Raw genomic sequence first — 22,674 nt, 5'->3', positions numbered from 1 at the left:
TAGTGAGTAAGATAAATACAAAAGGTCTAGCGTTGTCCATGGTTCAGCCTGATCCATTACCGGGGAGCTATAGACATACTAATAAAAAAATAACGGAGATTATCGATCATTCCTTAAAAGAAACAGAAATGGTGCTGGAGAATGGTTTTGACGGAATCGTCCTCCAAAATATGAATGATATGCCAATTAAACAAATTGCTTCGCCGGAAGCTATTGCTTATATGACTCAAATAGGAGATGCGATAAAAAGAGAGTTCCCTGATCAGATATTAGGTGTGCTGATGAACTGGGATGGAGTAGCAGGCTTATCAGTAGCAGACGCAATTGGCGCAGATTTTGTAAGAGTGGAACACCTGTTTACCGGTGTAGAAGTAACAAGTGCAGGATTACTGGAAGCGCAATGTGTAGAAATAAACGAGCTTAGAAAAAGAATAAAAAGCGATGTCCCAGTATTTGCAGATGTATATGAGGTGCATGGTGTACCTTTAGGAGCAAAGCCAATTCAAGATGCAGCATGGGAATCTGTGCATGAGGCATTTGCGGATGGTTTATTTATTGCAGGAAAAAATCCAAGTGAGAGTTTAGAGTTAGTAAAAAAGGCAAGGACAAAAGTGAAAGACACACCCATATTCTTAGGCGGAGGCGCAACAGGAGAAAATGTCTATGAACTGCTGCAGCATTATGATGGTGTATGTGTTGCTACCTGGATTAAGAATGGGGATATGAAGAATCCAATAGACCCTAAGCGTGCAAAGATTTTTATGGATGAGGTAAAGCGGGCTAAAGGCGCGGTAAGTGGAGTTTAAGCAGTCTACGAATTGGTATGCGGAGTGTTATGGGGTAAATAATTAAGTATAACAATTTTATAGCATGTACCATAAGGCGGAGAAATGGTTAGGCAAACTACTAGTAAACTAAAATCATGGTATCATTCATCGATGTTTGATAAAGATACCATGATTTTTAATTTGATTTCTGGTTTTGAATCTACAAAACGGATAGCTTTTTATAAGTGAATATCAATTATATTATTCTTCTCTGTTAATTGTTCTTTCAAAATATGGTGCTTAACAATAAATCCACTATTTCGATAAGGATTAATAATTCCAGCTGAATCAACTCTATTTCCGTTAATAGAAATATGTTTTTCCTTCTGATTTAGATGATATATAAATGTTACTTTTTTGTCCATAACCATAAAGTTAAAGTGCAAGCCATCCATATCAGAAGATATAATAGGATCTATAATTAAATCTTGATTGTTTTGGCGGATTCCTAATGCATTGGATATTAATTGGTTTAAATAAATTCCAGGGCCGCTAGAATAAATACGCCAGCCTCCCTTGACTGGAACTAATCCACTTTTTAATGCGGCAAAGTTTTCTTGTGCTTCATATCGTGTTTTGAATTTACCGTCAGAACTACTAAAGTAGGTATTGCTTTGACGAATTTCTGCATTAGGGACAACATTGTTTATTTGAATAGGATTAATAACAGCTAAACTATTCCATACTTCATCAGCGTTACCCAATTTTGCCATAGCCTCGATAAAACGTATATGGGCGTGAACATATTGGAGACCAATTTCTCGACCAAAGTTAGATGCTTGTTCTGCTCGTTGGAAATTGGTACTTACCCCGCCTGTATAGGTGGCAGGTCGGTCCATTAATCGTACGCCATCTGGAAATTGTAAATGCTCTTTAATAATTTCATAATGATGCTGCGCCTGTTCTAAATCGAATAATTCAGCAATAATACTTTCTTGCATTGGCAGCAAACGATAATGGATACCGGTTTTTTTGTCTGTAGGATGTAACATGTATTCAACATGATCTGAATTTTCCATATAGACGAAACCTGGAATAACATCATCTTTTAATATATATTTGTTAAAGTCCCGGCGGATGCTGCAAGCTAATTGTTGTATTGACTCCGCTTCTTTTGGGAGAACTTTTACTAAAACCTCTGAGAATGTCTTAAAGGTTTGATAAGTTAAGGCAACTGTCCAGCTGCTTGACATATATTTCTTTAATTGATTACTTGCTGGTTGCAGTGTATCATCCCAATCCCCACCACCATAAGCAGATAAGTGTGTATCATGTAAGAAATGATCTTTTATATATGAAATTTCCTTTTGAATATGTTCTAGAATGGTCGCAGTATTTTTTGTGAATTCAAATGTCTTACGGCTGGTATAAGGTACTTTTTCCTCTAGTATTTGGTAATCTCCTGAGATATTGATATAATCTGCAATTAACTTTAGTGGCCAAACGATGATGTCACCATGGCTGTCTTCTTGTTGTATACTTTCATATTTATCAAACATAAACCATTGTGGCCAGTTTCCTGTATCCTCATATTGATGGGAATATACTGTTCTTATGATTTGCTGAACAGTTTGAAAATGCTGGGTTGCTAAAAAGTACTCGGAAGGACCTTGGCAAACATCTCTTGTCCCCCAGGCAGCTCCACTGTATTGTTCCAAACCATGTGGAACAGAGAAATGGACGAGCATGTTATGCGTATACCAATATGCTAGTGCGTTAAAGTTATCAAGTTTTTTTTCGCCTGATAATGATAAGTTAAAGCCGCGTAATAGTTTGTTATAATAATGGCGATAGCGTTTCACTTCTTCCTCGAAATGAAGGTCAGGCAACGAATCCATCTCACCTTTTAAGGATCCTTGAATTCTCATTTCAAACGTATTGGTAGCAGAAATATCCAATACAACGAGAGATGCTGAACCCGGGCTAATATTATTAGCTAATTTTTGCTCGTTACTAACCTCGAAATCTGCACCATTAACTTCAATTTGATAGGCTAAATTAGGATATGTCTTGGCACTGTCGGATTTTTCATCAGCTGTAAAACGGACAGTGCTATTTTCAGTCACATGATAATGAAAAGGAACTTCATATTCATTATTTTGCATTGTGATTTGGTTGGTAACTAAAAATTTATATGATTTTTCTTTCTTTGAGACGACACTTGTATTGATTATTGGTGAATCTACAACCGTATAATTCGTTACAATGATCACATCGTCATTTGTTTTGTAATACCAGCGTGCATAATTAAATCCTAATTCATAAATCGATGGAAGTGCCAGTAAATGATACTTCTTATCGATTTCAATATAGATGCGCTGGCCAGATGTTTTTATGACATTTAAACTATTCCTAACGTTGGTCATCATTTTATTCATATTTGTATTGCCAATAGCTACCTGAGCATTGAAAATGCCATACATATACGAAGTGGATGCAATTGTATCATCCTTTATTTGATGATTTTGTCCACTCATTACAATGTGACCATGTGGACGCTCCATAAGCTTTTCTTTTTCTTTTAAAATAATATGTTCATAGTGTTCAGTGAAAAAGGATAACAGACCATTCTCATTTGTCTCTTCTAAGATTCGTTTAGGATAAAGTTCATCTAATTCTTGTTCAGTAAAATTAAAAGCCTTAAGTGTTGAATCAAGTTTTTCAGACAAAACCACTTTATCAATAGATTGAGTCGATTTTATTTCTGTATTTTTTACTTGTTTCCATGCTTGGTGAATGTCTTCGTTAAATTCAAGTTTGTTGACTGCGCCCTGGTGATTAGCTTTGAATAATCCATAAAACACAATTTGGCTTTTCCCATTTAGTAATATCTTTTCTGATTGGAGGGCAGTATAAGCAAATTCATATTGATAAATTTCATTAGGAAGAGATTCTTCCTGTAGAGCTTTTATTTTATTGGTTGCTTTATAATCAAGCCCAAAAAATTGGAATCCATCTGTAGCATAGCCAATCGTTTTATTCAGAGACCCTTGTTGGATATAAGGATTGCCTGAGCTCTGGAGCTGATTTTGTCTCGAACAGATAATAAATCCTTTTTCTTCATCCTGAAAGACTTTGTGGTCAATGTATTGTGACATATAAGCTTCATTGGAACGAACGCCGCCTTTATCACCCAGCCCCAAATCTTGTCCGTAAATAATGTCAACCTCTTGATCGTGTCCTTCCAGTTTTACGTCCCAGAACCAAATTCCTTTTTCATTCAATGTAAAGATAACCTGATATTGGATTCCTTTAATTTCGCCAATCCATTTTATTTGAGATTCATGAACAAAAACTTTACTGCTCGAATGGATTCCGAGTAGTGGATAGTATTGTATATAATCCGGGTTATGAATGCGTAAATAAATATTATTTAATGCGCCATCAATTGGATTGGACATCCATTGATTGATTAATGTATCTCCATGTGTGATTTCATAAATATCTCCGCTTTGATGAAAGGTGAAATGGAGATCATTTGCTTTTATTGTGATTAATGTATCTTTCCATGTCATTCATGCTCACCTGCTTTTGTTATTTTGTTAATGTGAAAGAAAGCGTGTGTACTTCTTTGCTGTTTGGTCCAACGTAAACTTCAAATTTGCCATTATCACTGTCATAATTTAGGTCAGAATGGTAATAACGTAATTGCTTTTCCGTTAATTCAAAAGTGACATCCATTTCTTCTTGTGGTTTGAGATGAATTTTTTTAAACCCTTTTAATTCTTTTAATGGCCGGACAACTTCGCCAACCATATCACGAACGTATAATTGAACTGTTTCATCGCCAGCAATTTTTCCTGTGTTTTTAACAGTGATTTTTACTTGTAGCGTATCGTCAGGTGTGATACCAGGTGCGGAAAGTCTCATATTTTGATAAGAAAATGTTGTATAGCTTAAACCATATCCAAAAGGAAATAAAGGCTCGTTTGGTATATCTAAAAATTGTGATACATACCGTACTTGCGCATCTGATGCTCCCTGCGGCCGCCCGGTATTATAATGATTATAGTAAACTGGGACTTGGCCAACGGAATAAGGGAAGGACATCGATAATTTTCCAGATGGATTCACATCACCATATAAAATTTCAGTTATAGCTGTTCCGCCCTCTGTCCCAGGGAACCATGCTTCTAATACTGCATCTGTTTTATCAAATACACCATGTAAATCAAGCGGCCTGCCATTAAATAAAACAGCAACAGTTGGTTTGCCTAATTGATAAATTTCATCAACTAATTGCAGCTGAGCATCTGGTAATTTAATATTCGAACGTGAACCAGCCTCACCACTCATATCAGAATGTTCACCTAATGCTAATACGATAATATCAGATTGTTCAGCAGCTGAAATTGCATTTTGTAGCTGTTCTTTTGTAATAGATTCTATTTCAGAGCCTTTTGCCACAATGAATTGATTTTTGTTATTTAATCTTTTTTCTATTCCCTTCGTTAAGGTGACAGCTATATCCTTATTTCCTTTCCAAGACCAAGGGCCAAGAATGTCATTATTTTCAGCGAAAGGGCCAATTAATGCAACTTTTTGTGAAGTGTTAATTGGCAAGGTATTATTGTTGTTTTGTAATAATACGCATGATTTTGCCGCAAGTTCTTTTGCAACTTTACGATGTTCCTCATTTAAAATAACTTTTTCTTCATTTTCCTCGCTTAAACCACGATATGGATTTTCAAATAAACCTAATTCATTTTTTAATTGTAAGATTCGGCGCACTGCATCATTAAGAAGTTCTTCTTCGACTTCCTTGTTTTCGATAAGATTTTTCAAGTGATCAGGATAACAGGTTGTCATCATTTCAATATCTACACCCGCTTGAATTGCTTTATATGCAGCTTCACTTTCATCCTCTGCAACCCCATGGGGGATGAGTTCTTTAAGTGCGCCCCAGTCAGTAATGGTTACTCCATCAAAGCCCCATTCATCACGTAGAATATCACGCATCAGTTTTTTATTACCTGTTGCGGGAATTCCATCAACTGTATTAAAGGAGGTCATTACAAGTTTACTGCCAGCATCTAAAGCAGCTTGAAATGCTGGTAAATAAATTTCTCTTAATTGCCGTTCAGACATGTTCACTGTATTATAATCTCTTCCAGCTTCAGCAGCTCCATATGCAGCAAAATGTTTCACACATGCAGCTAAGCGATGAAGATCCTTCGTTAAATCTTCTCCTTGAAAGCCTCTAACCTGAGCTTTAGCAAATTCGCTATTTAAATAAGAATCTTCCCCTGTAGATTCCATTACACGCCCCCAGCGTGGATCTCTAACTAAATCGACCATCGGAGCAAATGTCACATGAATACCCGAAACTGCGCTTTCTTTTGCTGCAATTTCTGCACTTTTTTCTGCTAATTCTATATCCCATGATGACCCTATTCCTAGAGGGACGGGGAAAATTGTTTCGTAACCATGGATGATATCGGACATAAACAATAAAGGAATACTTAATCGATGATCCTTTAAATGTTGTTCCTGGATATTTCGAATTTCCTTTGCTCCAGAAGCACCTAGTACAGAACCAGTGTTTTTTACTAAGTCATCAGAAATATTCAGTTGTTCTAATGGACCAGTTATTTTACCGCTTTCAGTAGAACCTTTAAAAAAAGGAGTAGCGAGTTGTGATAGTTGACCGATTTTTTCATCGATCGTCATTTGTTTTAATAAGTCTTCCAAATGCTGCTTTTTCAAAAAAACACTCCTCATATTATAAATTTATTCCCTAAATAAATTATTTAGTTTAAGGCCTGAATCGAAACGTTTCAAAACAATTCAACACTCATTATAATTTCCTGAATGTATGAAGTCAAATAATAATTGGCTATATAATGTACTATATTACGTGTTTTGAAGAAAAAGTGAATTATTTTAAAAATATCTTGAAAACGAATTCATTATATAATAAAATGTGTATAGTGAAACGTTTCGATAATTAATTCACAATAAAAAATAGGAGTGAATACGATGAAAAAGTTTTTTGGAGGATTTTTAATCGTTATATTATTGATTGCCTTCCTTAGTGCTTGCGGCAATGATGATAAGGGAGAAGGCTCTGGTGGCAACAGTGATACAATTACTGTCTGGGCGATGGGGGAAGAAGGTAAATTATTAAAAGAAATGGCAAAAGGATTTGAGGAAGAAAATGAAGGATTAACTGTTGAGGTACAAGCATTACCTTGGGAAAACGCACACGATAAACTCCTCACAGCTGTTGCTTCGGGAAATGGTCCAGATGTTTTGCAGCTAGGCGCAACCTGGATCCCGGAATTTGCAGAAGCAGGTGCATTACTTGATTTACGTGATTATGTAAAAGATAACCCAGAATTTGCAAAAGAAAATTACTTTGACGGAGCTCAAACCTTAATGGAATATAATGACGAGGTTGTTGGTATTCCGTGGTATGTAGATACACGTGTTCTGTATTATCGAACAGATATATTGGCTGAAATTAGTTACGATGAAGCACCAAAAAATTGGGAAGAGCTAGAAGATGCAGCTCAAAAGCTGGCTGATCGCGGTGATGGGCAATGGGGTTTAGATATTGACCAAAAAGACCAAATTACTCCGTTTATCTTTGCATGGCAGAACGGATATCAAGCTGATATTGAAAATAATGATTTAAATTTAGATTCTCCAGAATTCTTAGGTGCAATGGAATATTATACAAGCTTTTTTGAAAACGGATATAGTCAGCAAAATGAAGGGCTTGATATTATACAAGCTTTTGCAAATGGTTCTAAAGCAATGTTCTTTAGCGGCCCGTGGATGATTAATCAATTAAATGATCAAGTACCCGATATCGAAGGAGACTGGTCGGTTGCAACGATGCCAGGTAATACGTCAAATACATCAAGCTTAGGCGGATCAGTATTTTCTGTCTTCCATACTTCAGATAATGTGGACAATGCAATGAAATTTGTTTCTTATATGAATGAAACCGAAACACAGATTGAATGGATGGAAATGTCAAATGCACTTCCTGCACGAGTTGAGGCTTGGGAAGATCCTAAATTAAGTGAGGATGAAAAGTATAGTGTGTTTGGTGAACAGTTAAATGACGCTATTCCTGGAATTCAGGTAGAAGAGTTTGAACGGATAGCACAAGAATTGTTAAATTCACTAGAAAGAGTAAATGTTGGTGGTGCTGATTTAGAAGATGAAATGGAAAAGTTTAATCAAACAGCACAACAATTATTAGAATAATAAAGTTATGCGTAGGGTAAATAAGCAGCTTCAGCGTATATTTACCCTGCCTTCTATTATGAATATACCTCATTGATAGGTGGTTAAAAAAATGAGTTTTATGAAAAAAATATTAAATAATCGGCATCCATATATGTTTATTGCGCCGTCACTTATCCTTTTAATACTATTTAGCATCATTCCAATTACAATTGCTTTTTTTATTAGTTTTACTAATCTTGATTTAAAAGGATTAGTGGATTTTTCTAGTGTAAGCTTTATAGGTTTAGAAAATTATAAAGCATTATTAACGGATGACCGATTTATCAAAGCGATATTTAATACTGTTTTCTATGTTTTAATTGGGGTACCTCTAGTTGTAATTTTATCATTAAGTATTGCACTTTTACTTAATTACGGTACTAGTAAACTTTTTACTTTTTTTAGATCAGTTTATTATATGCCATCGATTACTAATATAGTGGCAATTGCTGTAATTTGGGGCTTTTTATACAATACAGAGTACGGTTTAATTAACTATATTCTTTCTTTTCTATCTGTAGATAATATTCCATGGTTGAATGAACCTACTTTAGCAAAGATTTCTTTAATTATAGTTGCAGTTTGGAAGAGCCTTGGTTTAAATATGATTATCTTTTTAGCTGCATTACAAGGAATTCCAAAAGATTATTATGAAGCAGCAGAAATAGATGGAGCAAATGGTTTTCAAAAAATGCTGTACATTACATTGCCTCTCTTGCGATTTGCTACCTTCTTTGTGACTGTGACTACATTGATTGGCTGGATTCAGTTTTTCGAAGAACCGTTTGTTATGACGCAAGGGGGACCTTTAGATGGAACATTGTCTATAGCGTTATTTATATATCAGGAAGGTTTTCAATTCAATGAATTTGGCTATGCAGCTGCTGGGTCATTTATTCTATTTATAATAATTATTATTGCTACGTTAATTCAATTTAAACTAAGAAAATCTGATACGGAATATTAATAAGTTTGGGGTGAAATTTTGTGTTAACAACTGCTAAGCGTAAGAAAACGGAAAAAATAGTGATGACTATAATCATGATGATAGGTGGAATATTAGTTTCTATTCCGTTTCTGTGGATGATTTCAAGTGCATTTAAGCCAGAGAATGAAATATTGGCAATTCCTCCTACAATATTTCCGGAGAATCCTACATTTGATAATTTTATAAAGTTATTTACAGAAATGAATTTCTTAGTATATCTGAAAAACACACTCATTATTGTAGCAGTTTCATCTGTCGGCTTATTATTTAATGGAATGGCAGGGTACGGATTTGCTAAGTTTGAATTTAAAGGAAAAGAAAAACTCTTTTACTTAGTATTGGCGACTATGATGATTCCAGGCCAAGTGACGATGATTCCAGTGTATCTCTTATTAAATGAGATGGGATTAACTAATACAATGAGCGGTATTATATTACCAGGATTGGTAGCTGCGTTTAATATATTTTTATTTAGACAGTTCATGGCAACCATTCCAACGAGTTTAATTGAAGCAGCTCGTCTAGACGGTGCAGGGGAGTTTTATATTTTCTTTCGTTTAATTATTCCAGTTGCAAAACCAATATTTGCTGTTCAGGCTGTTTTGATGTTTATTGCAGCATGGAACAGCTTCCTATGGCCATTAATTATTGCAAATGATGAAAGTCTGTATACTTTATCTGTTGGTTTATCCTTATTAAAAGGTCAATATGCCAATAATTTTGCATTGCAAATGGCTGGTGCAGCATTTATGGTTGTTCCGATTATGATTATTTTTGGTTTTTTCCAAAAATATATTGTAGAAGGTTTTACAATGTCAGGAATAAAGTGATAATTATAATTGAATGAGCTATAATTGTTATAGCGTAGGAAACGAGATATTTTATTGATTAGATTCATGGGGGAGTATTATGGCGACAATAAAAGATGTAGCTAAATTAGCAGGTGTAGCGGTATCAACGGCTTCCTATGCTCTAAATAACAGTAACAAAGTTAGCGATCATACTCGTATTAAAGTATTAAATGCTGCAAAGGAACTAAACTACCAGAAGAATGGTATCGCAGCAGATTTGAAAATGGCAAAAACAAATACAATTGCTTTGATTTTGGGAGATTTATCAGGACCATATTATTCTGAGCTTATCCAAGGCGTCCAAAATGGCTGTTCTGCTAACAATTATGGGTTAATCGCTTGTAGTGCAATTGGCGGCTCTCAATCTACAGCGGTAAAGTTTTTAAGAGAGAAAAGGGTAGATGGAGCTATTATTCTTGCGCAAAATATTAGTGATGATGTCATTTTAGAAGCGGCTAGAGATGGGTTTCCACTTGTAGTCCTGGATAGAGAAATGAAACATACAAATATACAAAGTGTATTAGTAGACAATGTCCATGGAGGGTATCTGGCTACAGAGTATTTGATAAATCAGGGGCATAAAGAAATTATCTTTGTTAGCGGCCCTAACAACTCACTTGATAATCAGTTAAGATTTGAAGGATATTTAAAAGCTTTAAAAGAATATCAGATAAATTTTCAGCCTGTTTGGAAAGTTCCAGGTAATTTCACACGTGAAAGTGGTTATAAAGCCACCAAGACAATTCTTGCGCAAAATAATTTACCAGATTCTATTTTTTATGCAAATGATGAGATGGCGATTGGTGGTCTACAGGCTTTTAATGAAAATGGTATAAAGGTTCCGGGAGATGTTTCTATTATAGGTTATGATGATATTGAGATATCAGAATATGTGAATCCGCCTTTAACAACGATCAAACAACCTAAATATGAAACAGGTTCATTAGCCATACAATTAATCTTCCAGTTGCTTAGAGGGGAAAAGATTAATCATTTATATAAATTAAATACAGAATTAGTTGTACGAAGTTCTGTTTAGAAGTATTAGATATATAAAAGTAACCTATCAAGGCTGTTGCCAACGTTTACTGACAACCTTAAAAAATCGTTAGTTGTAGATAATAAGAAGAAATTTCTGCTACAGGATTTGCAGGTGCAGAAGAAGGTAGTTGGAATTGTTACGGGAACAATCGGGTTTTCCTTCATAAAAAAACTACATCCTATTACTTGGATTTAACAAGTAATAGGATGTAGTTTTTTTATAATAGAATGCGGTCTATTATTTCCCGCTTGCATAGAAATAATTAATTTTCCGAAGTTGATTTTATAATCCATTTAGCAAATAAATTTTTTTACTGTGCAGTAAATATGTTATTTCAAGAGGAGATATGAAATAACATACTTATTAAATTCTCTTTAACAATCCTATATCATTCTTGCAAAAATTCAACAACTTCCTCGTCTGGTAACAAAACTAATCCAATCAGATATCTTACAAAAACCATTCCAACTCAATTCTGAACAAATACAGTTTCAAAAACAAAATTTTCATAAAGATGCCTTGTGATAGAGTATTCAAAAATACTGCCGTTTTCTAAGGTAGCTAATTTTTCTACCTCCATCATAAAGCTGTCTTTATCTATATTTAATAAAGAGCAATCTTCGTCATTTGCTTTGTCACCTTTAATCCTTACGTGAGCACTGTGCATTTTTAACTTTAGATCATCACGAATATAGTTGTAAATGGAATCCTCTAAATGCTTTGGCTCCAGGCCTTTAATGATAGATAAAGGCATAAAGGTGTGTTCAATAGAATATGGTTCCTTGTTTAGATGGCGCACCCTTATAATTTTATAGATATATTCGTTTTCAATTTCTAATTTATCTGCTATTTCCTGACTTGGTTTTTCAATGGAAAAAAGGATTATTTTAGAAGTGATTTTTTGTTTTCCGATGGTTTTTACTAATCCTGCTGTTGGACCTAAAGCGATTGCTTCCCCATTTGTTGAAACTCCTTTCACGAAAGTACCAGAGCCTCTCCGCCGTACGATCATTCCTTCTTGTACCAGGATATCTAATGCTTTTTTGACAGTAAGTTTACTGCATTCATAATAAGCTGCAAGCGTCTCACCATCAGGGAGTTTTTCATTCAGTTTATATTCGCCCTTATTAATTTTATCCCTGATATCCGTATAAATGCCTTTATATTTTAATGATTCGCCCATATTATTCCTCCATCAATTTCAGCTAAAATTCCAAGCAATATTATTAAAAGTATACCATCAATACTAAATTATGTATACTATTTATTAAAGGTATATTCTTTTATATAAACATATTTACTTTTATAATTTCAGGTGTTATTATTTGGAATAAGAGGAAGGGGAATAAGAATGAATAAAATGTTAGCGTTTCCGAAAGATTTTTGGTGGGGATCTGCCTGGTCTGCAGAACAAGCAGAAGGGCGGGGCGAAACTGGAAAAGCCGAAACAAACTGGGAACATTGGTTTAAAACAGAACCAAATCGCTTTTATGAAGGCGTAGGCCCAGAAATTACAACAGATCATATTCATCGTTATAAGGAAGATATTCAGCTTCTAAAAGAAACTGGACATAATTCATTTCGTATCTCGATATCATGGGCGAGAATGTTTCCGAATGGGGGAGTAGGAGAAGTAAACGATAAAGCTATATCTTTTTATAGAGATGTCTTAACAGAATTGAATAAAAACGATATAAAACCATTTGTAAACTTATTTCATTTTGATATGCCGTATGCTTTAGAGGAAAAAGGCGGCTGGACTTCTCGTGAGGTTGTAGAGGCTTACGTGACGTTTGCGAGAACTTGTTTTCATGAATTTGGAGATTTGGTTTATCACTGGTTTACATTCAATGAACCGTTAGGACCTATCCTGGGTGGATATCTTGAAAATTTTCATTATCCAAATGTAGTTGATTTTAAAAAGGGCGCCCAAGCAGCTTTTAATACAATATTGGCTCATGCCAAAGCAATTAAAGCATTTAAAGAGCTGAATTTAACCTCAAAAATTGGCGTGATATTGAATTTGAGCCCAACGTATCCCAGAAGCCAGAATAAACAGGATCTGGAAGCTGCAAGTATAGCGGATGCATTTTATGTAAGAAGTTTCCTGGATCCAATGGTAAAAGGAACATTTCCTAAAAAGCTGGTAGATATTTTAAAGAATTATAATCAGATGCCTTCCTATGAAGAAGTTGATTTAAAAATAATTGCCGAAAACACATCACAAATTTTAGGACTGAATTATTATGAACCACGAAGAGTCCAAGCACGTTTAACAAAAATAAATGAACAAGGCCCTTTTTTGCCTGAATGGTTCTTTGAACTGCATGATATGCCCGGAAAACGCATGAATATTTATCGAGGTTGGGAAATTTATGAAAAAGGGATTTATGATTTATGCATTGATATTCGGGATAATTATGACAATATTGAAGCATTTATTTCGGAGAATGGCATGGGAGTAGCAAATGAAACACGTTTTATGAATAATGACAATCAAGTTAATGACAGTTATCGGATTGATTTTATAAAGGATCATCTTGCATATGTACACAAGGCGATTCAAGAAGGATGTCGTATCAAAGGCTACCATTTATGGACCTTTATTGACTGCTGGTCATGGATTAATGCGTATAAAAACCGATATGGGTTGGTCTCATTGGATTTAAAAAGCCAAGAAAGAACAATCAAAAAAAGTGGAGAGTTTTATAAGAAAATGAGTTTAGCTAATGGATTTGAATACGACACAGATAAATTAGTTTAAAATAAATATAAGAGAAGGTGCATAGCACATGAGCAGTTTTTCAAAAACACGAATAGTCGATCGTTTTGCAGCTGTGGCACAGAAATTAGGAGGGCAGATTCATCTGCGGACCTTACGGGATGCTTTCGCTTCTATTATGCCTTTTATCATTTTGGCAGGATTCATTACTCTCATTAATTCTGTTATTTTGGAACCAACCGGATTCATGGGGAAGATAATTAACCCGGATACATTGACAACCTGGCAGTCTATCGGTGAATCTATTACAAACGGAACACTAAATATCATGACACTTTTGATAGCGGTTGCGATCGCTTATCATATGTGTGTAAATCGAGGATATAAAAATGTGATTGCTCCAATCCTTGTGGTTCTCTCAACGATGATTGTCGTTACACCGTTAACGACAACTTTTACACCAGAAGGAGCAGCAGAAAGTTTTCTTGTTTCAGATGTTATTCCTATTAGTTACACCAGTGCTACAGGTATGTTTGTTGGTATCGTTGTTGGACTGCTGGCTACAGAGCTTTTTATAAAATTATCATCCAGCAGCAGGTTACAAATCCATATTAGTGGTAACATTCCGCCGGCAGTTATTAAATCTTTTAATGTATTAATTCCTATTATGATAAATGTAATCATTTTTGCCTTTGCTTCCTTCTTACTTAATCTGTTATTCAGCATGGATTTTAATACGTTAATTACTTCCATGATTACGAAACCGCTTAGTTATATTACTACCAGTCTCCCGGGTTTTTTAATCATTACATCTATTGCTAATTTATTTTTTGGATTTGGTATTCACCAGGCGGTTATTTCAGGACCTATATTAGATCCATTCTTATTGCAGAACATGCAGGATAATATGATTGCTTTCGCTAATCATCAAGAAATTCCGCATATTATTAATATGGCTTTTAAGGATACTTTTGCTGTAATGGGAGGATCAGGTAATACTATTTCATTACTGATTGCCATATTTATCTTTAGCAGGCGAAAGGATTATAAGGATATATCAAAAATGACGATAACACCAGCTGCCTTTAATATCAGCGAACCTATTATTTTTGGATTGCCGATTGTGTTCAATCCAATGTTAATTATTCCGTTTGTATTGGCACCAATCTTCTCTTTAACAGTTGCGTATTATGCAACAGCATTGGGTTTAATTAATCATGTCGTTGTTCAAACACCGTGGACAACTCCTCCTGTTATTTCAGGATTTCTTGCAACTGGCGGTGATTGGAGGGCAGCATTATTACAAATTATAATTATAGCTGCAACCGTATTTATTTATCTGCCTTTCCTTAAGGTCGATGAAAGAGTAAACGCAATGCAGATGGCTAAAAAATCAGAATAACACATGCTTCACTTTTTTACAGAATCAAAGAGTAACTAAATCATTTTAGGAGATGACAATATGTATAATATCTTACTTGTATGTAATCAAGGAATGTCAACCAGCTTTTTAGTAGAAAAAATGAAACAGGCTGCTCAGGAAAAAGAGAAAGATGTAACGATATGGGCTGTCTCCGATGCCGAATTAAATGAAAACTGGGAAAAAGCGGATATTGTTTTACTAGGACCACAGGTTAGTTATTTGAAATCCACTGCAGAAAAAGCTGTTGGGAATAGTATTCCTATTGAGGTTATTGACTTCTTGGATTATGGACGTGTAAATGGAGAAGCTGTTCTGGATAAAGCCTTGAAATCAATAAACAAGGACTAATGTACATGAATAAGAGAGGGTTAACAGCCTGAAAAATGGTTCCTTTTCACTCTCATCCTTTACGCATATTTACAGAGAAGGGGAAAGTCAATGAATGAAAATGAATTGATTGCTTTTGAAATAATCAGCAACGTAGGTACGGCAAAATCAAAATTTATGGAAGCTTTAGCTTATGCAAAAAACAAGGATTTTAAAACTGCCCAAGAAACTATCGAGATAGGGAATACCTTTCTTTTGGAGGGGCACAAGGTGCATAGCAAATTAATTCAACAAGAAGCCGCCGGGGAAAAAACGGATATTACCCTTTTGCTTATGCATGCAGAGGATCAGTTTATGAGTGCAGAAACTATAAAATTATTAATTATTGAAATGATTGAAATGCGGCAGGACTTTTCAAGAAAGTGTGGTAGTTAATTGTGGCAATGAAGTTATTGGAATCTATTTTAATATTTACAGGCTCGTAAGCTTTAAAATATAAACCATTTAAGTGTTTTTAGTCGCATCCAAAGCGTATAAAAAATACGCATAATAGCCCTAATGGAGTCTTTTTAGGAAAAGGTTCTTTTAGGGCTATTTGCTATGGCGTTATATTATTTCTTCCAAATCATTCAGTAAATGCATTCAGTGCATTTACTGAATGAGCAAAAGCAGAACCAGCTTTTAAAGCTGTTGCTACAAAAATACTTTCAGCTAGCTCTTCCAATGTCACTCCCAATTTTTTTGCGTTTTTTGTATGAGTTTCGATACAATATGGGCATCCTGTCACGTGAGCAACTGCTACAGCTATTAATTCTTTTTCTTTGCTGCTTAATAACCCGGATTTCATCGCTGCTTTATCAAATTCCCCAAACTTACTAAAGGCTTCGGGACTTAAGTCTTTAAATTCCTTTAGCCGTGCACGATATGAACTTTTGTAAAGCTCGTCATCTTCTATATTATCAAAAGCATTTAAAGCATTGATTCCATGAGCCATGGAAGATCCAGCCTTTAGGGCGGTTGCTAACATGATAGATTCTGAAATCTCTTCCTTGGAAGCTTCGAGTTTTTTTGCATTTCCTACATGAGATTCAATACAATATGGGCAACCGGTGACATGGGCAACTGCAACGGCAATAAGTTCCTTTAATTTTTTTGAAAGAACACCTTCTGCTAATGCAGCTTGATCAAATTGATTAAAAGCTTGGAACGTTTCTGGAGCAAGTTTTGATAGTTCTTTCAATCGTTTTAAATTAGACTTTTTGTAAAGAATGTCACTCATAATAAAAAATCCTCCTCTTGTTCATTCCTATTTTTAGAAAAAGTTGCTTTTGACAAAGTACTCTACGTTTGTGTTCGTAATTCTTTTTTGGAGTGCTTGCTACGATAACCGTATTCTGTAATTAAATGTAAGAAACGGTAATTGGTACAATGATATCTTACAATTATTGAAAAAGTCAATTAATTCAAAGCTGAATATTTTATTTATTTGTTAATATCCAACCCATCCAATAGAGGCTAAATAGTAGAGGATAATTGCTCCTACAATTGTCCATATTACAAATAAAGGCATCATAAATTTTATCCATGAGCTGAAGTTTGCTTTTGCTAATGCTATTGAACCGACTGTAACTCCTAAAGTAGGTGTTATTAAATTACCTAAACCTCCGCCAAATCCAATAGCTGTGATTAATACTTGTTGAGTCATCCCTAATACATCAGCTATAGGCTGTAGGATAGGTAAATATCAACATAGATACATCTCCTCAGTTGCCAGGAGCGTTAAAGGTCATAATCACTTTTTAATCTTACTTAATCATATTAGTATATTGACTACGAAATTTTTTGGGTGAAATGCCCGTATGCTTGGAAAAATAATTAGTAAAATAACTCGAACTTTTAAATCCACTATTAAAAGCAATATCTGTTAATGTGTCATTAGTAAAAATCAATAATTTTTTAATATGATGAACCCTTGTTTCATCAATATATTCAAGAATTGTTTTGCTAGTTTCCTGTTTGAAAAGCTTCATCAGATAAGGCTTACTTACCCCAATTCTAATTACTAAATCGTCGATGTTTACTGTACTCCAATTTGTTTGTATATAAGAAATACTCTCGGAAACGTAAAGATTACGGATATTTTGTTCTGAATAAGCTTTTTTGGAATTTGGGTGAAATGTCTGTAATAAAAGATATGTTAATTTTATTAATTGGAATTGAATAAAATATTCCGATAATAAATTTTTATTTATACTTTCATTAAAGATACCTTCAACAATTGGTATAATTTGTTTTACCGTTTTACGATTAAAGATCGGAGCAATACTTTCTTGGGTAAGTTCTTTCAACAGAGGATCGGTCGTTTGAAAACGAATAGTGTAACAAGAATATGGTAATATGCCTTGAGTACTTTGCCCAGGATATCGAAAAACGACATCTCCTTTTTCAATACTGTAATAGTTGTCATCAATAAACATTCCTCCTTTACTTTCTGTGATTAATTCTATTTCATAACAATCTACAGTTCTTCTATCTAGTTTTTCTCTATCATAGTTTTCTATTGATCTGCTAAAAAAATAAGTTGCGATTAATTTTATAGGTTCTAAACTCATATAAACTTCCTTTCGTTAGTTTGCTATTTCGAAATAAAAGTTGATGATTTTAAAAGTAACCGTTAACAAAAGCTGTTAATATAATTATATCATCTAGATGAATACGTTGCTATATTACAAAAAGTGCAGGTGTGAATATATAATGAATAAAACAAATAAATTTATTGACGGCCTACTATTAGAGATGTCAATCGACGAAAAAATTGGACAAATTAATCAAATAGGAACATCGATTTACGGAGGGAAAGAAGAGCATTATGAACAAATGGTTCGTGAATCAAAAGTAGGCTCGTTTTTGTCTATAAAGAATATTGAAAAGTGCAATCATTTACAAAATATTGCTGTAAGTGAAACAAGATTAGGAATTCCATTGATTTTTGCAGAAGATGTTGTCCATGGGTTTCAAACAGTATTTCCAATTCCATTGGCAGAATCTTGCTCATGGGATACTGCTTTAATGGAAAAGACTGCGGAACTTGCTGCAAAAGAAGCATCGGCAGCAGGTATTCATTGGACTTTTGCTCCTATGGTAGATGCTAGTCGTGATCCTCGTTGGGGAAGGATTGCTGAATCTTTTGGAGAAGATACCTTTTTAACTTCAATATTTGGAGCAGCTAAAGTCAAAGGATTCCAAGGAGATATCTCAAATAATAGAATAGAAACGGATCGAATTATTGCTTGCGCCAAACATTTTGCTGGTTATTCTGAGTCTGAGGCAGGTAGAGACTACAATACTGTAGATATTTCTTGGTACAAGTTATCAAACATTTTTTTACCTCCATTTAAACATTTACTTGATGAAGGTGTTCTTACTGTAATGAGTGCTTTTAACGCTTTAAACGGTATACCATCTACTGTGAATAAAAGTCTTTTAATTGATACGTTAAGGAAGAAAATGAATTTTTCTGGTTTACTAGTTTCTGACTGGAATGCTCTAGCAGAAACACTTGCTCATGGTTATTGCAAAGATGAACAACAGGCGGTTAGCATGGCAATGAACTGTCAATTAGATGTGGATATGTCATCACAATTATATATTACTCATCTAAAAGAAATGATTAACAAAGGTATCGTGGCAGAAGAAGCTCTTGATAGAGCAGTCTATCGCATACTATCTTTAAAACAGATGTTAGGGCTATTTGAAAATCCTTTTCGTTCAGACAAAAAAACATGGCAAACAAGTACATTCCAACATGTATTTCATAGGGATATTGCTAGGAAATCTGCTGAGGAATCAATAGTTCTATTAAAAAATGATGATGCTATGTTACCTCTTGAAGAGGACGAGCGTGTTCTTTTCCTTGGCCCTTTTGTATCTGATAAGCAAGCAATGCTCGATACTTGGTCTTGTTGTGGAAAATCAGAGGAAATAGTTACAATTAAGGATAGCATAATAAATATTGATAACTATGAATGTTTAGAAGAAGAATTTGCTTGGTTTAAACATCGTGGAACACTCACTTTAAAAGGAAAACAAAAAATACAAAACATGGATAAAATTATTCTGTTTCTTGGAGAGCAGGCGATAGAATCTGGAGAAGCAAAATCTAAAGCAGTTCTATCTATTGATGAAATACAAGTAGCATTTTTAAATTCGGTTTCTCAGCTAAATTCAAATGTAATAGTTGTCTTAATGAATGGTCGTCCAATGATTTTGAATAAACTAGTAACTAAAAGCAAAGCTGTTGTCGAAGCGTGGCATCTTGGCTCAGAATCAGGAAATGCTATTTTGAACGTTTTGATGGGGGATGTGAATCCTTCTGGCAAGCTCACTGTAACTTTTCCTAAACATGAGGGGCAAATACCTATTTATTACAATCATTTCAATACGGGTCGTCCTTATCGTGAGGATAAATTCAATACATCAAAATATATCGATATCACTAATGAGCCAGAGTTTTCATTTGGGTTTGGTTTGAGTTATACAGAGTTTCAAATAGCTCCTATTAAAATATCAAAAATTTCTATTCATCAATGGTTAGTTTCTACATCTGTAACAAATATTGGGAGTAGGGGAGGCAGTGAAGTTATTCAACTTTATATTGGTGCGCAATATGGGCAATATATACGCCCTGTCCAGGAATTAAAAGACTTTGAAAAAGTATGGATAGAACCTGGTGAAACAGTCCAAGTAGCCTTCACGATAAATAAAGAAACCCTAACCTACTTTGATGAAAATTTTAATAAATTATTTGATAATGGAGAATATTTAGTTATGGTAGGGAATAGTTCAAAAAGTTCGTGGGATAACATGGAAAGAATCGAGGTTAAATAATATGAATTACCAAGAAGAAGCTAAAGAAATTATTCAAGGTGTAGGAGGAAAAGAAAATATTGCTGCACTGACTCATTGTGTCACAAGATTACGTTTTGTTTTACATGATAATGAAAAAATTGATAAAGATGTTTTGGAAACATTACCAGATGTAAAAGGAACATTTGTAACAAATGGGCAATTTCAAGTTATCATTGGTTCGAAGGTTGAATCTGTTTATAAGGAAGTAATGAGTCAAACAGACTTAGAATCATTGACAAAAGAAGAAGTAAAAGAAGTTGCATCGGAAGTAGGCCTAAATCCTTTCCAACGTGGTGTAAAGATTTTAGGAGATGTTTTTATTCCAATTCTTCCGGCAATAGTTACTGCTGGATTGTTAATGGGATTAAATAATCTTTTAACTAATCCGGGAATTTTTCTTGAACAATCATTAGTTGATGCATATCCAAATATTGAAGATTTAGCAAGTATTATTAATATGATCGCGAATACTGCATTCCAATTTTTACCGGCATTAATTACTTGGTCAACGGTTAAATATTTTAAAGGGAATCCTTTATTGGGAATTGTTTTAGGGCTTGTCTTTGTTCATCCAGATTTAATGAATGCTTGGGATTATGGTGAAGCGGTAACATCTGGAGATATTCCTCAATGGACAATTTTTGGAATGACTATCTCTAAAATGGGCTTACAAGCTCAAGTATTGCCAGCACTTGTTTCTGGATACGTTTTAGCAAAGACCGAATTATTTTTGAAGAAAAGAATACCAGAAACTATTCAACTGCTAGTTGTTGCACCAGTGGCTATTTTATTTACTAGTTTATTAACTTTTATTGTAATTGCACCTATAACAATCGCAATTGGTAATACACTTGTGGCGGGGATTGTTTGGTTATTTACACGTATTCCATTTTTAGGCGGTATTGCTTATGGACTTGGTTTAGCACCATTAATTGTTACAGGGATGCATCATGCGTTTTTACCAATTCATATTCAGTTAATGGCAAATGGTGGAGACTATATATGGCCGATTGGTGTTATGTCGAGCATCGCTCAAGGTTCAGCAGCAATAGCTATGAATGTCTTAATCAAAGATAAAAAGCTTAAAGGCGTGGGTTTAGCAGCTGGATTGTCGGCATATATGGGGATTACAGAGCCAGCAATGTTTGGAGTAAACTTGAAATATAAATTTCCATTTGTATTTGCCATTTTCACTTCAGGTTTAGTGGGCGGTTTCATGGCTACGCAACATATAATAGCTACATCAGTTGGAATTAGCGGGTTACCGGGTTTTCTCTCCATTCCATTTGAATTTTGGCCAACATTTTTTGTTTGTATGTTCTTAAGTTTTGTACTTTCTTTCTGTGGCACATATTTTTATGGTAAGTTTAAAATCACAAATATATAAAGCCTCTTAATAGCATACTAAATATTGCATTCAATTTGAACCAGCCTTGTAATCTCTAAATCATTAGGAGCGGAAAGTTTTACTTTCTTTTGCGAAAGGCTTTACCAGTTCAACACCTCCTGTATACTTAATGGATATGACAATCAACATGACATTAGGAATACAGGGGTTTTTTGTTTCAATTTCTATACTTTTCTCATTTTTAGATGTTTTATCCGTAATAGTTGGAGTATTGCTTTTTTACGATATTGATAGTGCCAAAATGAATGCAGAGATAGAAATAGAGATGTCGAAGTCGAATGGTAAGCTGATAGATGGTTCATTGGTTGAGAGTTCTTACATTGCAGCAGTAGAAGCAGGGGTGGGAAAAATCTACAGGAAGTTTATGATGCAGTGATGAAAGTATTTTAAGAAGAGAATAATTGAAAGCTTTGGGAAGGGGATGCTTCTCAGAGCTTTTTTTATCTATTATAAAGCGATTCAACCTAAAAAAGTGGTAATTCAAAATAAAGAGATTTAATCCGGACGTTTTTGGTGTTCATTTTTAATAGGTTAAAAAGGCTGTTGTATTCTGAGTTAAATATGAAACACTCATCAAAAGCAAAATCATGAACATATAATACTTACTTAGACAATGATAATCCTAATGAAGGAATTGATATAAAAGAAATTGATGGATTAATTCATTCAATAATAATATAAAACTATTAGTATTATTTGGAACTGGTTCATATATGATGATCCCTTGATTGATTACTGGTATTTCATAAAGTAATTTGGATTGATATCTTTCTGGGAACAGTTGAAGATACATCACTTGGTACGCTAAGCTTAATTTAACCACACGATGAAATATGTCACTGACAGAGCTTATCTCCGCCCAATTGCCCGATATTCGAGAATTATCTTAGCTGGAATTTTTCTGGTCATAAAAATGGCCTCCTTTCCGCTATAAATTGA

18 protein-coding genes are annotated in these 22,674 nt (G+C 34.4%); 12 read left to right on the top strand and 6 right to left on the bottom strand.

The window, feature by feature from the left end; genetic code table 11:
- Positions 1-2 precede the first annotated feature (2 nt).
- Positions 3-806, top strand: coding sequence for a BtpA/SgcQ family protein (locus IEX29_RS02815; protein WP_229720060.1), 804 nt, complete (start codon positions 3-5; stop codon positions 804-806).
- A 200-nt stretch (positions 807-1,006) separates the two neighbouring features.
- On the opposite strand, the gene IEX29_RS02810 is transcribed toward IEX29_RS02815, so the two are convergent.
- Together IEX29_RS02810 and IEX29_RS02805 are read right to left on the bottom strand one after the other, a co-directional pair.
- Positions 1,007-4,342, bottom strand: coding sequence for a GH36-type glycosyl hydrolase domain-containing protein (locus IEX29_RS02810; protein WP_188732962.1), 3,336 nt, complete (start codon positions 4,340-4,342; stop codon positions 1,007-1,009).
- A gap of 19 nt (positions 4,343-4,361) precedes the next feature.
- Positions 4,362-6,548 carry a glycoside hydrolase family 3 N-terminal domain-containing protein gene (locus IEX29_RS02805; RefSeq protein ID WP_188732961.1) on the bottom strand — a complete coding sequence of 729 codons (2,187 nt, stop codon included), beginning with the start codon at positions 6,546-6,548 and terminating at the stop codon, positions 4,362-4,364.
- 258 nt (positions 6,549-6,806) lie between these two features.
- Between IEX29_RS02805 and IEX29_RS02800 the strand changes: the two genes are divergently transcribed.
- The 4 genes from IEX29_RS02800 (at position 6,807) to IEX29_RS02785 (ending at position 10,944) form a co-directional block, all read left to right on the top strand.
- A complete protein-coding gene (locus IEX29_RS02800) occupies positions 6,807-8,045 on the top strand; it encodes a sugar ABC transporter substrate-binding protein (RefSeq protein WP_188732960.1) in 1,239 nt (412 codons plus the stop codon).
- Between the two features lie 100 nt (positions 8,046-8,145).
- Positions 8,146-9,033 (top strand): carbohydrate ABC transporter permease, encoded by an 888-nt coding sequence (locus tag IEX29_RS02795; RefSeq protein ID WP_188733059.1) that lies wholly within the window; start codon positions 8,146-8,148, stop codon positions 9,031-9,033.
- Between the two features lie 62 nt (positions 9,034-9,095).
- Complete coding sequence (locus IEX29_RS02790) at positions 9,096-9,884, top strand: carbohydrate ABC transporter permease (RefSeq protein ID WP_188733058.1); 789 nt, start codon at positions 9,096-9,098, stop codon at positions 9,882-9,884.
- A gap of 79 nt (positions 9,885-9,963) precedes the next feature.
- Complete coding sequence (locus tag IEX29_RS02785) at positions 9,964-10,944, top strand: LacI family DNA-binding transcriptional regulator (protein ID WP_188732959.1); 981 nt, start codon at positions 9,964-9,966, stop codon at positions 10,942-10,944.
- Positions 10,945-11,416: 472 nt separating this feature from the next.
- Here the strand turns inward: IEX29_RS02785 and IEX29_RS02780 are convergent, their stop codons facing one another.
- Positions 11,417-12,130, bottom strand: a complete 714-nt coding sequence (locus tag IEX29_RS02780; RefSeq protein ID WP_188732958.1) for a GntR family transcriptional regulator — start codon at positions 12,128-12,130, stop codon at positions 11,417-11,419.
- Between the two features lie 168 nt (positions 12,131-12,298).
- Between IEX29_RS02780 and IEX29_RS02775 the strand changes: the two genes are divergently transcribed.
- The 4 genes from IEX29_RS02775 (at position 12,299) to IEX29_RS02760 (ending at position 15,854) form a co-directional block, all read left to right on the top strand.
- Positions 12,299-13,711 (top strand): glycoside hydrolase family 1 protein, encoded by a 1,413-nt coding sequence (locus IEX29_RS02775; protein WP_188732957.1) that lies wholly within the window; start codon positions 12,299-12,301, stop codon positions 13,709-13,711.
- A 28-nt stretch (positions 13,712-13,739) separates the two neighbouring features.
- Positions 13,740-15,071 carry a PTS sugar transporter subunit IIC gene (locus IEX29_RS02770; RefSeq protein WP_188732956.1) on the top strand — a complete coding sequence of 444 codons (1,332 nt, stop codon included), beginning with the start codon at positions 13,740-13,742 and terminating at the stop codon, positions 15,069-15,071.
- Between the two features lie 60 nt (positions 15,072-15,131).
- Complete coding sequence (locus IEX29_RS02765; RefSeq protein ID WP_188732955.1) at positions 15,132-15,440, top strand: PTS sugar transporter subunit IIB; 309 nt, start codon at positions 15,132-15,134, stop codon at positions 15,438-15,440.
- A gap of 90 nt (positions 15,441-15,530) precedes the next feature.
- Entirely contained in the window at positions 15,531-15,854 is a 324-nt protein-coding gene (locus tag IEX29_RS02760; RefSeq protein ID WP_188732954.1) for a PTS sugar transporter subunit IIA, read from the top strand.
- Positions 15,855-16,044: 190 nt separating this feature from the next.
- Here IEX29_RS02760 and IEX29_RS02755 read toward each other — a convergent pair whose 3' ends face one another.
- The 3 genes from IEX29_RS02755 to IEX29_RS02745 form a co-directional block, all read right to left on the bottom strand.
- Positions 16,045-16,698, bottom strand: a complete 654-nt coding sequence (locus tag IEX29_RS02755; RefSeq protein WP_188732953.1) for a carboxymuconolactone decarboxylase family protein — start codon at positions 16,696-16,698, stop codon at positions 16,045-16,047.
- Between the two features lie 210 nt (positions 16,699-16,908).
- Positions 16,909-17,154 carry a hypothetical protein gene (locus IEX29_RS02750; RefSeq protein WP_268239010.1) on the bottom strand — a complete coding sequence of 82 codons (246 nt, stop codon included), beginning with the start codon at positions 17,152-17,154 and terminating at the stop codon, positions 16,909-16,911.
- Between the two features lie 70 nt (positions 17,155-17,224).
- Entirely contained in the window at positions 17,225-18,031 is an 807-nt protein-coding gene (locus tag IEX29_RS02745) for a helix-turn-helix domain-containing protein (RefSeq protein WP_188732951.1), read from the bottom strand.
- Between the two features lie 142 nt (positions 18,032-18,173).
- Here IEX29_RS02745 and IEX29_RS02740 point away from each other — a divergent pair, with 142 nt between their 5' ends.
- From IEX29_RS02740 to IEX29_RS02730, 3 genes are all read left to right on the top strand, one after another.
- A complete protein-coding gene (locus IEX29_RS02740; RefSeq protein ID WP_188732950.1) occupies positions 18,174-20,306 on the top strand; it encodes a glycoside hydrolase family 3 N-terminal domain-containing protein in 2,133 nt (710 codons plus the stop codon).
- A gap of 1 nt (position 20,307) precedes the next feature.
- Positions 20,308-21,714 (top strand): PTS transporter subunit EIIC, encoded by a 1,407-nt coding sequence (locus IEX29_RS02735; protein WP_188732949.1) that lies wholly within the window; start codon positions 20,308-20,310, stop codon positions 21,712-21,714.
- Positions 21,715-21,844: 130 nt separating this feature from the next.
- Positions 21,845-22,111 (top strand): PTS sugar transporter subunit IIA domain-containing protein, encoded by a 267-nt coding sequence (locus IEX29_RS02730; RefSeq protein WP_229720059.1) that lies wholly within the window; start codon positions 21,845-21,847, stop codon positions 22,109-22,111.
- The last annotated feature ends 563 nt before the right edge of the window (positions 22,112-22,674 follow it).

The sequence above is a fragment of the Oceanobacillus neutriphilus genome (genome assembly GCF_014645515.1).
In the GTDB taxonomy this organism is placed as follows: domain Bacteria; phylum Bacillota; class Bacilli; order Bacillales; family Amphibacillaceae; genus Oceanobacillus; species Oceanobacillus neutriphilus.
This window is presented reverse-complemented; position numbering and strand designations above follow the sequence as displayed.